The organism is Candidatus Culexarchaeum yellowstonense (assembly GCF_024707025.1).
Lineage (GTDB): Archaea > Thermoproteota > Methanomethylicia > Culexarchaeales > Culexarchaeaceae > Culexarchaeum.
In genome coordinates, this window is the sequence record NZ_JANGFQ010000033.1 from 1 (window position 1) to 13523 (window position 13523).

General features: G+C 40.1%; 14 protein-coding genes. 8 read left to right on the top strand and 6 right to left on the bottom strand.

The genetic code is table 11. The annotated features are described in order from the left end of the window. The coding region (locus tag MRT15_RS05745; RefSeq protein WP_304328762.1) for a formate--tetrahydrofolate ligase at positions 1-499 on the bottom strand (499 nt) is incomplete at its 3' end. Positions 500-587: 88 nt separating this feature from the next. Here MRT15_RS05745 and MRT15_RS05750 point away from each other — a divergent pair. From MRT15_RS05750 to hsp20, 6 genes are all read left to right on the top strand, one after another. Further along, the gene (locus MRT15_RS05750) at positions 588-1445 is read left to right on the top strand and encodes a F420-dependent methylenetetrahydromethanopterin dehydrogenase (RefSeq protein ID WP_304328764.1); all 858 of its coding nucleotides are present in this window, start codon (positions 588-590) and stop codon (positions 1443-1445) included. A gap of 82 nt (positions 1446-1527) precedes the next feature. Next, the gene (metG, locus tag MRT15_RS05755; protein ID WP_304328787.1) at positions 1528-3234 is read left to right on the top strand and encodes a methionine--tRNA ligase; all 1707 of its coding nucleotides are present in this window, start codon (positions 1528-1530) and stop codon (positions 3232-3234) included. Between the two features lie 19 nt (positions 3235-3253). Beyond that, positions 3254-4354, top strand: coding sequence for a hydrogenase formation protein HypD (gene hypD / locus MRT15_RS05760; RefSeq protein ID WP_304328766.1), 1101 nt, complete (start codon positions 3254-3256; stop codon positions 4352-4354). A 90-nt stretch (positions 4355-4444) separates the two neighbouring features. After that, complete coding sequence (locus MRT15_RS05765; protein WP_304328768.1) at positions 4445-6268, top strand: ABC transporter ATP-binding protein; 1824 nt, start codon at positions 4445-4447, stop codon at positions 6266-6268. Then, positions 6268-8109: an ABC transporter ATP-binding protein gene (locus tag MRT15_RS05770; RefSeq protein ID WP_304328770.1), complete on the top strand. Its 1842-nt coding sequence runs from the start codon at positions 6268-6270 to the stop codon at positions 8107-8109. The genes MRT15_RS05765 and MRT15_RS05770 overlap by 1 nt, the downstream gene beginning before the upstream one ends. A 45-nt stretch (positions 8110-8154) precedes the next feature. Continuing rightward, a complete protein-coding gene (gene hsp20, locus MRT15_RS05775; protein WP_304328771.1) occupies positions 8155-8706 on the top strand; it encodes an archaeal heat shock protein Hsp20 in 552 nt (183 codons plus the stop codon). Between the two features lie 61 nt (positions 8707-8767). On the opposite strand, the gene MRT15_RS05780 is transcribed toward hsp20, so the two are convergent. Then, a complete protein-coding gene (locus tag MRT15_RS05780; RefSeq protein ID WP_304328773.1) occupies positions 8768-9190 on the bottom strand; it encodes a threonyl-tRNA synthetase editing domain-containing protein in 423 nt (140 codons plus the stop codon). 56 nt (positions 9191-9246) lie between these two features. Here MRT15_RS05780 and MRT15_RS05785 point away from each other — a divergent pair, with 56 nt between their 5' ends. After that, positions 9247-10041 carry a carbon-nitrogen hydrolase family protein gene (locus tag MRT15_RS05785; RefSeq protein WP_304328775.1) on the top strand — a complete coding sequence of 265 codons (795 nt, stop codon included), beginning with the start codon at positions 9247-9249 and terminating at the stop codon, positions 10039-10041. 44 nt (positions 10042-10085) lie between these two features. Here the strand turns inward: MRT15_RS05785 and MRT15_RS05790 are convergent, their stop codons facing one another. Further along, positions 10086-10538: a GAF domain-containing protein gene (locus tag MRT15_RS05790; protein ID WP_304328777.1), complete on the bottom strand. Its 453-nt coding sequence runs from the start codon at positions 10536-10538 to the stop codon at positions 10086-10088. A gap of 72 nt (positions 10539-10610) precedes the next feature. On the opposite strand from MRT15_RS05790, the gene MRT15_RS05795 reads away from it, so the two are divergent. Further along, positions 10611-11441 carry an MBL fold metallo-hydrolase gene (locus MRT15_RS05795; protein WP_304328778.1) on the top strand — a complete coding sequence of 277 codons (831 nt, stop codon included), beginning with the start codon at positions 10611-10613 and terminating at the stop codon, positions 11439-11441. Here the strand turns inward: MRT15_RS05795 and MRT15_RS05800 are convergent. The 3 genes from MRT15_RS05800 to MRT15_RS05810 all read right to left on the bottom strand — a co-directional run. Continuing rightward, complete coding sequence (locus MRT15_RS05800) at positions 11418-12143, bottom strand: P-loop NTPase (protein ID WP_304328781.1); 726 nt, start codon at positions 12141-12143, stop codon at positions 11418-11420. The genes MRT15_RS05795 and MRT15_RS05800 overlap by 24 nt on opposite strands. Then, positions 12143-12544 (bottom strand): hydrogenase nickel incorporation protein HypA, encoded by a 402-nt coding sequence (hypA, locus tag MRT15_RS05805; RefSeq protein ID WP_304328783.1) that lies wholly within the window; start codon positions 12542-12544, stop codon positions 12143-12145. Before hypA ends, MRT15_RS05800 begins: the two co-directional genes overlap by 1 nt. A 32-nt stretch (positions 12545-12576) precedes the next feature. Further along, positions 12577-13523, bottom strand: a 947-nt coding sequence (locus MRT15_RS05810) for a PLP-dependent aminotransferase family protein (RefSeq protein WP_304328785.1), incomplete at its 5' end; no start/stop codon positions are given.

A 13523-nucleotide genomic window follows, 5' to 3' on the forward strand; every position in this document is an offset into this window, starting at 1 on the left:
GTCTATCTTCCATGTCTTGTACTCTCTTTATGAATATGTTGTGTATGTCTATTTGTGGTTCCTTCCCCCTGTATATGTGATTGTCTAGCATGGCGTTCATTAAGTGATGTGCTATTGTTATTGCATGCGTGTCTCCTGTGAAGTGTAAGTTTATTTCCTCCATGGGTAGTATTTGGGCTTTCCCTCCACCAGTGGCTCCCCCCTTTATTCCGAAGGTTACACCCATGGATGGCTGTCTAACGACGACTATATTCTTTAGATTCAGTCTCCACATGGCTTCTGATAGGCCTATGGCTGTTGTGGTTTTCCCTTCACCTGATCTTGTGGGTGTTATGGCCGTTATAACTATTAGTTTTCCATCAGGTTTATCCTTAACCCTATCGTATACTGTTAGCTTTACTTTTGCTTTATAGTCTCCGTATAGTTCCAGATCCTCCCTTTTAAGCCCTATTTTTGCTGCAATTTCAGTTATGGGTTTTAGGGATGTTTTTACCTGCACATTTTTCACCTATCTTGAATCCTTGGTAATATTTACTTTGGATTACGTATATAAACTTGGAGGTTTACATTCTAATGGTGTCCCCTCTATGAGTTTTGCTGGTAAAGTTAAGGTTGCCATAGTAAAGTATGGTTGTATAGGTAGTTCTCCGCTGCTTGAAATAATGTTGGATGAGAGGGCTAATAGGGAGGATATAGTTACAAGGGTTTTTTCCACTGCTGGTAAAATGGAGGTTGATGACTGTTTGTCAGTTAATAGGGATGTGGTATCCTTTAACCCAAATCTAATTGTAATTGTAACTCCAAATGCAGCTTTGGAGGGGCCTACTAAGGGTAGGATGGATTTGAAGGAGAAGCTTCCAAATGTTCCAATAATAGTTATATCTGATGATCCTGCTAGGAAGGCTATTAAGGATTTGGAGAGTTCAGGTTTTGGCTACATTATTGTTAAGGCTGACCCCATGATTGGTGCTAGGAGGGATTTCCTCGATTCCACTGAGATGGTTTTGTTCAATGGGTATTTAATGGTGGTTTTATCTGTAACGGGCGTTGTTAGAATGATTGTTTCGGAGATTGATAAGGTTATTGATGCAATTAAGAGTGGTGGTGAGGTTAAGCTTCCAAGGATTGTTGGTGAATCATTGTTTGTTGTTGAGAATTATGGTGGCTTCACAAATCCATATGCTAAGGCTAAGGCTATTGCCAGTTATGAGGCTGCAGCTAGGGTTGCAGCTTTATCCACTGCTGGCTGCTATACTCTTAAGGAGAGGGAGCAGTATCTGCCAATGGTTGCCGCTGCACATGAGCTTATGAGGGTTGCCGCAATGTTGGCTGATGAGGCTAGGGAGATTGAGAAGTATGGTGACACTGTGTATAGGACTCCACATATATCCAGTGGTGAAGTTAGGTTTAAGGTTAAATTGATGGAGGAAGCTAGGAGAGGATAGCAACAAGTTTTTTACTTACCTACACACTCTTTATTTTAATTAAGTGGAATCATTTAGATGATATATTGGGAGGGATGTATTGGTGGGTAGATGGGTTGTATGCGCGGCTTGGCCTTATGTTAACGCGTTTCCACATCTTGGGACTATGGTTGCATGTATAGTGTCCCCAGATGTCTTTGCAAGGTATCTTAGAGCTAAGGGTGAAGATGTGGTTTTCGTTAGTGGTTCTGATGAGCATGGTACGCCCATTGAGGTTGAAGCTAGGAAGCTTGGAATTCACCCCAAGAAGCTTACAGATCAATTGCATAATTATGTTGTTAAATTGTATGAGAGGCTTGGCGTTAGCTATGATAATTATACTAGGACTGAGAATGAGATACACATAAATTTTGTGCAGAACTTCTTCATGAAATTGTATGAGAATGGATACATATATGAGAAGGAGGTTTCACTCCCCTTCTGTCCTAATTGCAACATTTTCCTGCCGGATAGGTTTATTGAGGGTGTATGTCCACATTGTGGCGAGCCTAGGGCTAGGGGTGATCAATGCCCCACATGTAATAGGATACTAGACCCGTTGGATCTCATAGATCCACATTGCGTCTTCTGCGGTTCTAAACCAATTATTAAAAATACTAAGCACTGGTTCTTCGATCTCCCAAAGCTTTCCGATAAGCTTATGGATTTCGTTATGAAGCATAACCTATTCTCTGATAGTGTTAAGAATTATTGTAAGATGTGGTTTAAGGAGGGGTTGAAGGCTAGATCTGTGACTAGGGATAATTCTTGGGGTATACCTGCACCATTCCCAGGGGCTTCTGGGAAAACTATATATGTTTGGTTTGAAGCTCTACTGGGATATCTCTCAGCCACTAAGGAGTACTTCCATAGGAAGGGATGTGAGGATGAGTGGCTTAAATATTGGGTTGATGGTGATTCTAAGACAGTTTTCTTCATTGGGAAGGATAACATCCCATTCCATGCCATAATACTTCCAGCAATGCTAATGGCTTCAGGTGAGGGGTATGTTTTGCCATGGCAGATATCCTCAGTGGAATTCTTAATGTTTGAGGGTCAAACCTTCAGTAAGAGTAGGGGGGTTGGTGTTTGGATTGATGAAGCTCTTGAGATAGCCCCTGCAGATTACTGGAGGTTTGCATTGATCTTGATGAGACCTGAAACTAGGGATCTAAACTTCACTTGGGATTCATTCTATAGGATTGTGAATTCTGAGTTGAATGATAATCTTGGAAACTTCATTCATAGAACTCTAAGCTTCATATATAGTAGGTTTGATGCAAAGATTCCAAAAGCATACGATTTCGATGATAGTGATAAGTCTATGCTATGCAAGTTGAGCTTCGCCCCAAAGAATATTGGATCATTGATTGAGAATTTTAAATTGAAGTCTGCAGCTGAAGCTTTACTGGAATTTTCCTCAGCTGGGAATCAGTATTTAAATGATAAGGCTCCTTGGAAGTCTATTAAGGAGGATTATAAGTCTGCATCCACAACCATGTGGGTTGCTGCAAACGTTGTTAAGTCGCTTGCAATACTCATGGCTCCATTCATGCCACACTCTGCTGAGAAGGTTTGGGGATACTTGAATTTGGGCGGTTCAGTCCATAATGTTGGTTGGGATGAAGCTTCAAAAGCCAATTTGAGGGAGGGGCATGTAATAAATAAGCCTGAACCAATATTCCAAAAGCTTCCTGAGGATTTCGTTAAAACTATAGGTGAAAGGTTGAGGGAAGTTCGAATTAAACTTAAGAGACCTGAGTTGGCTTAATTTTGGAGTGGAGTGATCGTTGGATTCACATATGATTCTTAGGGATAGGAGTTTAGCTTTGAAAGTGGCTAAGTATATAAATGAGCATTGCAGTAGGGATAGATATGTTATTATGCATGTATGCGGTACACATGAATACACTATAACGCATTCAGGTATAAGGTCGCTGATACCGAAAGTTGATTTGAGGGCTGGACCAGGATGCCCAGTTTGTGTTGCATCTCCAGTTAACATTGATTTGGCTGTTAAATTGTCTCTCATGGATAATGTTTTGGTGACAACGTTTGGGGATATGTTTAGGGTTAAGGGGTCGAAGTTCTCCCTAATGGATTCTAAGGGTATGGGTGGGAGGGTTCAGGTGGTTTACAGTATACATGATGCTGTGGAGTTGGCTAGGAGGAATCCAAACTTTGAGGTTGTGCATTTCGCCATAGGGTTTGAGACTACTGCTCCATCAACTGCAGCCATGCTATTATCGAATCCCCCAAAGAACTTCTCAATAATTCCAACACATCTACTCATCCCCCCAGCAATGCTATACCTATTAAATCTAGGTGAAATTAGGATTGATGGTTTCATATGTCCAGGGCATGTTTCAACGATAATTGGTGTTAAACCATACTTGGATATAGCATACTCCAAGAGGGTTCCAATGGTTATAGCTGGATTTGAGCCTTTGGATGTGCTTATGGGGGTTGCAATGTTAATAGACATGATCAATGATGGTGAATATACTGTTAAGAATGAGTATACACGTGCAGTTAGATTTGAGGGGAATGTTAAGGCCATTGAATTAATGAATACTGTTTTCAAGGTTTCAGATGCATATTGGCGTGGTATTGGTTTCATACCTAAATCTGGATTGGAATTGAAGGATGAATTCTCGAGTTTTGATGCTAGGGTTAGGTTTGATGTTGAGGTTGAAGCTGACTACACCATGCCTCCTGGATGTAGATGTGGCGATGTTCTTAGGGGGTTGATAATGCCTTGGGAATGTCCACTATTCGCTAAAGCTTGCACCCCAGAGAATCCTGTTGGTCCCTGCATGGTCTCCTCCGAAGGCTCGTGCTCCATAGCCTATAAATATGGTGGGTCATATCTTCATAAAATTATGGGCTGAATTCACTTACAAAACATTTATATCCAACTTTAAACTATCTACTATAATCTTTAATTCGAATTTCAATTTCAGTGTAGGAAGGGATTGGGGATGAGTGGGGGTTCCGAGAAGTATATTTCAATTAAAACCTTCATTAGGTTAACTCCATATATAAGGAGGTATTGGAAGGCATTTCTAGTATCCGTAGCTGCAATGTTTATAGGTTCTCAATTAACTACGATAGCTCCATCCTTTATGCGTAGTGCCATTGATAATGGGGTTATGAAGGGGGATTTCAAAACAGTCCTCTCATATGTGGTTTTGATAGTGGTTGTGGGCGTACTTTCCAGTGTGGCAGCCTTCTTTGAACGATACTATAATACGCTCTTTTCGCAGAGGGTGGCTTTGGATTTTAGGAATGATGTGTTTAGGGCTGTTCAGAGGCAGTCATTCTCCTTCTTCGATGAGGTTCCCATAGGGCAACTTGTTTCAAGAATTACTGATGATGTTGAGAGGGTTGCTAGATTCCTATCATTCCCATTTAGAAATCTCATTTCAACGGTCTTCCTAGCATCACTAGCTATTGGATATATGTGGAGTATGAATCCGAAGTTGTCAGTGATAGTCGGGTTATATATGCTTGGGATAATGTTGGTTAGTATTCGATATAACATGATCGTTAGACCATTGAATATGGAGGCTAGGAATCAACTTGGAGTTTTAACGGCAATAACTGATAACAATATTACTGGATTTAGGACTGTGAAATCTCTCTCAGTTGAAAATTATAGGCTTAATGCCTTTAATGTTGAGAATGAAAAGTTATTCTCATTGTATGTTCGTATAGCTAAGGTGGATGCACTGTATGGTAGATTGGGTCCTTTACTACTGGTTTTGGCTAATATCACAATACTATACGTGGGGGGTTTAGATATAATTAATGGTTCTTTCACCGTTGGAGGTTTAGCTGCATTTAATGCTTATACCCTCCTCCTAATGAGGCCGGTAACGTTCATTGGCTCTTTCATTGGAATGTTTTCCATAGCCATGACTTCAGCTAAACGTCTATTCGACATTATTGATAGAGTTCCGGAGGTTTATGAGAAGCCCAATGCCATTGAGCTTCCACCAATTAAGGGTGAAGTTGTATTTGAAAATGTGTGGTTTGGTTATGTTAAGGATAAGCCTGTTTTGAAGGGTGTTAATTTGCATGTTAAGCCTGGTGAGAAGGTTGCAATTATTGGTAGGACGGGTTCGGGTAAGAGTACATTGATAAGTTTAATTCCAAGATTCTATGATGTTTGGCAAGGGAGCGTTAAGATTGATGGTTATGATGTTAGGGATGTGAAGTTGAAGTCTCTTAGGAGGCAGGTGGCTATAGTTTCACAAGAGCCATTCATATTTGCTGGTTCATTTAAGGATAACATATCATTGGCTAAGCCTGAAGCTTCTATGGATGAAATAGTTAAGGCGGCGAAGATTGCTAAGTTACATGATTTCATAGCTTCTCTACCCAATGGTTATGACTCGTTGATCGGTGAGAGGGGGGTAACCCTCTCCGGTGGGCAGAAGCAGAGGTTGACGATAGCTAGGGCATTGGTGGCTGGTGCAAAGATAATAATTTTGGATGATCCAACATCTAATCTTGATGCTAAAACTGAGAGGGAGTTCATTGATGATATTAAGGGTATACTTAAAGATCACACAGTCTTTATAGTTACACAGAGGCTTCCACTAATAATGTTGGCTGATAGGATTATTGTTTTAGATGATGGTAAAGTGGTTGAGGAGGGTACTCATGATGAGTTAATGGCTAAACGTGGATTATACTACAGCATATACGTTGAGCTCTATGCGAAGCAGAAGGCTGAATTGGAGAAGCTTTTAGGTGAAGTTGAAGCTGAGGTTGTTGGAAGTAAGGATGGTGGTGTGTGATGGGGTTCGGCGGGCCTCATGGTATGTGGAGGTATGGTGATGAGAAGGCTGAAACTCCTGCCAGCATACTTTTGAGGAAGCTGCTTAAACATATGCTTCCATATAAGTTTGCAATGTTCGTGATAGTTGTATGTGTGATAGCATCTTCCATTACAAGTTTATTCTCCCCATATCTCTTGGGTTTAGCCATTGACAATTACATAATGGTTGGAGATATGAATGGTTTATTGCGGATATCAATGTTATATCTTTTGGTTATGGTTGGTAATTGGGCTGCGATGGCAGTTCAAGGGTATGCGATATCATGGGTTGGTCAGAGGTTAATTTATGATTTGAGGAATAAGTTGATGGAGAAGATAATGTTTCAATCCTTCAAATATCATGATTATAAGAGGGCTGGAGACTTAATATCCATTGTCATAAATGATACTTCAATATTGAGGGATTCATTTATTTCAGGGATATTTAACATTATCAGTGATATATTCTCGTTGATTGGCGTAATCATTGCCATGTACCTATTGAATGTTCCATTAACCTTGGTTACGCTATTAACATTACCTGTAATGCTATTGATAGCATACGTCTTTAGTCGTAAGTTTAGGAAGGCTTATCGTAGAACTAGGGAGAAGATAGCTGAGGTGACTGTTAGGGTTCAGGAGAGTGTTTCAGGCATTAGGGTTATTCAAGCCTTTGGTAGGGAGGAGGATTCTCAAGCTAGATTTCAAATGAGTGCCACTGAGCATTTTGAAGCTCAACTTCAAGCTGGAAGGTTGATGGCTATATTCTGGCCTACAATAAACTTTATTGGTAATATTGGCACGATCGTAGTATTATTGTATGGTGGTTTTCTAAGTGCTCAGGGTAGGCTTGAGGTTGGTATTCTTGTAGCATTCTTAGCTTATGTAACTAGATTCATGAATCCAATAATGCAGTTAACCAACTTCTACGATATGTTACAAGCTGCATTGGCTGCTTCAGACAGGATATTCAATGTTTTGGAGAGTGAGGTGGATGTTAAGGATGCCCCTGACGCCATTGAACTTCCAAGGGTTAAGGGGGAAATTAAGTATGAGAATGTATGGTTTGAATATGTTAAGGGGGTTCCTGTACTCAAGAATATTAACCTCCATATTAAGCCCGGTGAGAAAATTGCTATAGTTGGTCCAACGGGTTCTGGGAAGACTACGCTAGTATACTTGCTTGCCAGATTTTATGATGTTACGAGTGGTTCGATAAGTATTGATGGTATTGATATTAGGAGGGTTAAACAGGAGTCTCTTAGGAGGCAGATAGCCTTCGTTCCACAGGATACATTCCTATTTAGGGGAACTATAATGGATAATATTAGGATTGGTAAGCCCGATGCCACTGATGATGAAGTTATTGATGTTTGCAAGAGGCTTGGAATTCATGAATTTATTATGAGGCTTCCAAAGGGGTATTATACCGATGCTGGTGAGGCTGGTAGGAAGCTGTCCACTGGGGAGAGGCAATTGATATCCTTTGCTAGGGCTATGCTTAAAGATCCACCAATACTAGTCTTAGATGAAGCTTTAAGTGCCGTTGACCCGAAAACTGAGTACATGATTAAGTATGCCATAAGGAAGCTCCTTGAAAATAGGACTGCAATAATAATTGCCCATAGATTGACGTTGGCTAGGGATTGGGATAGGATAATAGTGTTACATAATGGTGTAATTGAAGAGGAGGGTACACATGAAGAGCTCATGCATAAACAGGGATTCTACTACAAACTTTACACTACACAGATCAGTGAGGAAGTTGTCGTTGAGGCTTTAGGTAAGGATAGTGGTGACCGCAACAATAATAGTAGCTAAATATTTATTCAACAATCTCATTAACATATTAATTGGTGATGATAAATGTCTGGCAAGAGGAGATGGGAGAGATGGGAAGACCCCTTTGACAGGTGGTTTAGAGAGTTCTTTGAGGAGATTAATAGGAGATTCTCCATACCCACACCATATGAGCTTTTCGAGCAAATTGAAAGGGAATTTGAAGATTTGGAGAAGAGGGGGATTAGGGGGCCATTCATATATGGATTTTCAATAAGCATAGGTCCTGATGGTAAACCCACAATAAAGGAATTTGGTAATGTGAAGAAGTTTTATGGTAAACCAACGATTGAGGAGGAGAGGGAGCCTCTGGCAGACGTTTATGAGGATGAGAAGACTGTAACTGTGATTGTGGAAATGCCTGGAGTGAATAAGGAGGATATAAAGATTAGGATTGATGATGATAGACTCATCGTCAGCGCTCAAACAGGGGATAGGAAGTATTACAAGGAGATAACATTGCCCGCTAAGGTTAAGAAGGAGAGTGCTAAAGCAAGCTATAAGAATGGAGTTTTAGAGTTGAAATTGGAGAAGGAGAAGGGTCGAAGGGAAGAGGGGTACGAGATAAAGGTTGAGTGAACTAAATTGTGAACTTTAATTGACTGCTTCAACACCCATTCTTTTTATTCGTAGCCTTTTTTCATATTACTCTAAGGGATTCTGATAATGGATGTCCTTTACAGTGTAACATGAATTCCTTATAATAACCAAATGGCGATTGCTTTACTTGATACCCCTTATCCATCAAATTTTGCGTAATCATCCTCAGAGCCTTAACTGTTACTTCTAAGTCTCCCAATTGATTGGATAAATGTGCATATGGATATACTACGACCTTCTTTACCCCTATCCTTGAGGATACCTCCATTATTGATTCAACAGCTTTCAAGCATTTCTCCTCAATCCTCTCTTCATCTATTGATTCTACGCATGTGAAGGCTACTAAGACGTTTTCCTCCTCCCCCTCCCTATTCTCATTTGTTAATTCGTCTCTGATGGGTATTCTGACAGGTTTTGTAACTTTCCACCAAAACTTTTCAGCATGGATTAATAAGATCCTCATGGATATCACAATAAACTTATTTCTAGGTAAATATAAGTGTAATCAGTGGCATTTATATGCGTGTTGCATCTGTACAATTTAATGCCAGTAGATCTAAAGATGAGAATCTTAAGAGGATCTTGAGTTACATTGAGTATGCATCTAAACTTGGTATTGAACTCATCGTCTTCCCCGAGTATTCCATGTTCTTCCCATTGGATAAGGATTCATTGAAGCATTCGGAGTATATTGATGGGGGATTTTTAGGTGAAATTAGGCGTTCAGCGAGGGATTGTAATGTAAATGTTGTTGTGAACTTTTCTGAGAAGTCCAATGATAAGGCTGGGAGGGTTTATGACACCTCAGTTTTGATATCCAGTTCTGGTGAAGTACTTTCAGTTTATCGTAAAACACATCTCTTCGATGCATTTAATGTTAGGGAATCTGATTACATAGTTCCTGGAGATTCTTTGGCTAAACCTGTTAGATTGGGTGATTTCAATGTTGGTCTTTTAATATGTTATGATATTCGTTTTCCAGAGGCTGCCAGAAGCCTAGCTATTGATGGGTGCACACTGCTTTGCGTTTCCTCAGCATGGTATGGTGGGGTTTTAAAGGAGGTTCATCTATTAACTATGATTTTGGCTAGAGCCATAGAGAATGGAATTTATGTTGTTATGGCAAATCAAACTCAGCCGAGATTTTGCGGTAGGAGTTGTATAGTTGACCCATATGGCGTGGTGTTGGCGGATGCTGGTGAACGTGAGGGTGTAATGATACATAGTGATATAAGTATTGATAGATTGAATGATGTTAGGAGAAGTCTACCATTACTATCTCAAAGGAGACCTGAACTATACCTTCAAAAATGAATTGGTGTGGAGTAGGGTTGGGCGTCGTGTATGATGATTTACATTTAGAGTTCTGTGAAGACTTCCCTTAATATTTTCTCAACCCACACTTTATCTTTCTCGTCAAAGCTTCCCAGCTGATCGCTATCGACATCAAATACAGCTATTACCTCCCCCCTTGAATTGAATACTGGCGCTGATATTTCGGATTTAGATCTTGGATCACATACTATGTGCCCTGGAAACTTATCCACATCTGGAACCACTATTGTTTCCTTACGTCTATATGCTGTCCCACATACCCCCGTATATGCTATTCTTGCACATGCAGGGGGGCCCATTGAGGGACCTAGCTCCAGATATTCCTCTCTTGGAATGTAGAATCCAACCCAGAAGTAGTATGGGATATTCTTCTTCATAACTTCGCAAACTATCCTCATCTTCTCCACAATCTCTTTGCCTTTAACTCTCCCCATTATCTCATTGTAGCATTTCTCGTAAATCTCATCTTTATTCATGGATTTCCACCACCATATATAATGGTAAAGCTATTATTCATATTTTAATTCATAAATTTAATTGTGATTGATTTGTTTGTCGAGATAATTTTCCTTGGGACTGGTGGTGGAAGGTTTTCAATGGCAACTCAGAAGAGGAGGACTGGTGGAATTAGGATTATTAGTTCTAAGTCTAATGTGCATTTGGATCCTGGTCCAGGGGCATTGGTTTACTCGATTGAGATGGGTTTGGATCCACGTAAAATAAATGGGATAATTGTTTCGCATGCTCATCCAGATCACTCCAATGATGCTGCTGTTATGATTGAAGCTATGAGTGAGGGTACAACTAGGAGGAGGGGTATTTTACTGGCTTCCACAAGTGTCCTCTATGGTAATGAGGTTTGTGAGAAGGTTTTATCTAAGTATCATCAATCAATACCTTCAGAAGTTTATGAGGCTAAGATCGGTACTTCGGTGATTATAGGTGATTTGGAGGTTAAGGTTTGTAAAGCTGTTCATAGTGATCCAAGTACTGTTGGTTTTAGATTTAAAACTCAGTATGGGGATTTCGCCTACATGCCTGACTCAGAATATTTCGATGATGTTGCTGAATATTATGGTGGTGTTAGGCTAATTATACTCTCAGTATTGAGGCCTGGAGGTGAACCTTGGGAGGGGCATATGACCAGCGTGGATGCCGCTAAAATTATTAATAAGGTTAAGCCTGAGAAGGCTATAATAACCCACTTTGGGATGCACATGATTATGAAGAGCCCTGATTCTGAGGCTAAGTGGATTGAGAATGAAACTGGAGTTCCAACTATAGCTGCGAGGGATGGTATGAGGGTGAGGTTTGGTAAGAATATTGATTTCTCATTTATGGAGAAGCAGACTGATTTAAGGAGATTCTTCAACTATTAATTTTAAAGCTTCCTCCACCTTCCTTCCAATCATGCTTTCCAATAGTTCCTCAACATCTCCAATTTTATCTTCCAAGTCTTGCTGGAATGGTATTTCCACCAAAACTCTTTTACCCAAACCTCTATATTCAGTGGTCACAATTCCCATGACCATGTTCACTATTATCCCAATTATATCCCCACCCTGCTCTTCCAGTAATTTGATGAGTTTTCTAACTGTTTCTAGGGCTAGCTTTGATGGTGTTGCTACAACTATGAATTTTATCCTCCAATTTATCCTCAGTAAATCTAGTATGATGTCGCTTATTCCTGGGGGTGCATCTATTATTAGGTAATCCAGATCCCCCCATCTAGTTATGGATAATATTTCTATTAGGGCATTGGATACATCTATGCCTCTCAATGGTGTTGGGTTATTTTTCGTGTAGTATGTGATTGTCATATACTTTAATCCATGAATTTCTGGAGGTATAACCCCCCTATCCTCCTTTGGCGTTAATTCCTCTGCGTTTAGTATTATGTGTGTGGATGGACTTGTGAAGTCTGTGTCTAGTAATCCAACTTTATACCCCATTCTGGAGAGTTGTAGCGCCATTATTGTTGAAATTATGCTTTTACCCACACCCCCCTTCCCACTAACCACCGCTATGACATTTCTAATGCTTTTCACACGTTCATTTATTGCAATTATCCTTGGATCCATCAAGCCACACCACTTATGCTCTCTATCCAAACCCCCCTACCACTTATTACTTCAAAGTCTGGGCTTCCACATTTTGGGCATCTCATGAATGTATGGGCTACTTCAGGTATGAAGTGTATAGCCTCTTTAACATCTTCACTTAAACCTTCACTTCCAAACTTCCACTTATATCCACACTTCCTACACATCATTTCCGCTTCATCGATCTCTATCTTGAATTCCACATTTTCCATATTATTTTCCCTTTTCAGTTCTGATAGTGCGAATTTGAATATTTCAATATCTATTTGCTGTAGCTCCCCAACTTTGATAGCAACTTCCCTTATCTCCCTTAACCCTCTTTCCTTTGCAATTCTTAATGTAGACATTACCACAGCTTCTGCAAGGGCCCATTCATGCATTCAATTTCACAACCATTGATGTTTTATTTATGTCATTTGATCTCTTCCTTTATTGCTTGTGAAAGCCTCTTCACTCCTTCTACTATTTGCTCCTTTGATGGGTATGTGAAGTTTAGTCTCATGGCATTCCTAACGGATCCATCTGGGTAGAATGGTCTTCCGGGGACGTATGCAACCTTATACTTTTCTATTGCTTTTTGAGCTATTAGTTCTGTGTCAACCCCCTCTGGAGCCCATGCAAATATGAACATTCCCCCCACAGGCTTAACCCATTTAGACCCCTTTGGCATGTATGTTTCGAGGGAGTTCATCATTATATCCCTCTTCTCCCTATAAATTTCCCTAATTCTTGGTAGATGCTTTTCCATTAATCCAGTTTTAAGGGCTTCTGCCGCTATATATTGACTTAGTGGTGATGTGCATAAGTCTGCAACTTCCTTAGCCAATATTATCTTCTCTATTATCTTCTCGTTTCCAGCCATCCATCCCACTCTAAGTCCTGGTGCAATCATTTTACTAAATGTGCTCATGAATACCACTCTATCTTCATTATCCATGGATTTTAATGGTGTTGTTTCAACCTTCTCGTATAGGAAGTAGCTGTATGGGTCATCCTCCAATATTAGGAGGTCGTATTTTGATGCTATTTCCATTAGGTGCTTCCTCCTATCAAGGCTCATGGAGTATCCTGATGGGTTTTGGCATGTGGGTATTGTATATATGAACTTTATCTTCCTCTTCCTCCTAATGTTCTCCTTTATCTTTTCTTCCAATACATCTGTTCTCATACCATTCTCATCTAATGGTATTCCAATTATTTTTGGTTGGTATGGTGCAAAGGCGTTTAGTGCAGCTAGATATGTTGGGGCTTCAACAAATACTATGTCTCCAGGGTTGAGTAGAATTCTAGCCCATAGATCCAATCCTTGCTGGCTTCCAGTCAGTATTACTAGTTCCTCTACCCCCTTAACTTTTATGC

What these genes read in the sequence shown, in the direction of transcription:
- MRT15_RS05770 (WP_304328770.1), top strand. Translation starts at nt 6,268, where the DNA reads ATGGGGTTCGGCGGGCCTCATGGTATGTGGAGGTATGGTGATGAGAAG.
- hypA (WP_304328783.1), bottom strand. Translation starts at nt 12,544, where the DNA reads ATGCATGAATGGGCCCTTGCAGAAGCTGTGGTAATGTCTACATTAAGA.
- MRT15_RS05790 (WP_304328777.1), bottom strand. Translation starts at nt 10,538, where the DNA reads ATGAATAAAGATGAGATTTACGAGAAATGCTACAATGAGATAATGGGG.
- hsp20 (WP_304328771.1), top strand. Translation starts at nt 8,155, where the DNA reads ATGTCTGGCAAGAGGAGATGGGAGAGATGGGAAGACCCCTTTGACAGG.
- MRT15_RS05800 (WP_304328781.1), bottom strand. Translation starts at nt 12,143, where the DNA reads ATGGATCCAAGGATAATTGCAATAAATGAACGTGTGAAAAGCATTAGA.
- MRT15_RS05765 (WP_304328768.1), top strand. Translation starts at nt 4,445, where the DNA reads ATGAGTGGGGGTTCCGAGAAGTATATTTCAATTAAAACCTTCATTAGG.
- MRT15_RS05785 (WP_304328775.1), top strand. Translation starts at nt 9,247, where the DNA reads ATGCGTGTTGCATCTGTACAATTTAATGCCAGTAGATCTAAAGATGAG.
- MRT15_RS05780 (WP_304328773.1), bottom strand. Translation starts at nt 9,190, where the DNA reads ATGAGGATCTTATTAATCCATGCTGAAAAGTTTTGGTGGAAAGTTACA.
- MRT15_RS05750 (WP_304328764.1), top strand. Translation starts at nt 588, where the DNA reads ATGAGTTTTGCTGGTAAAGTTAAGGTTGCCATAGTAAAGTATGGTTGT.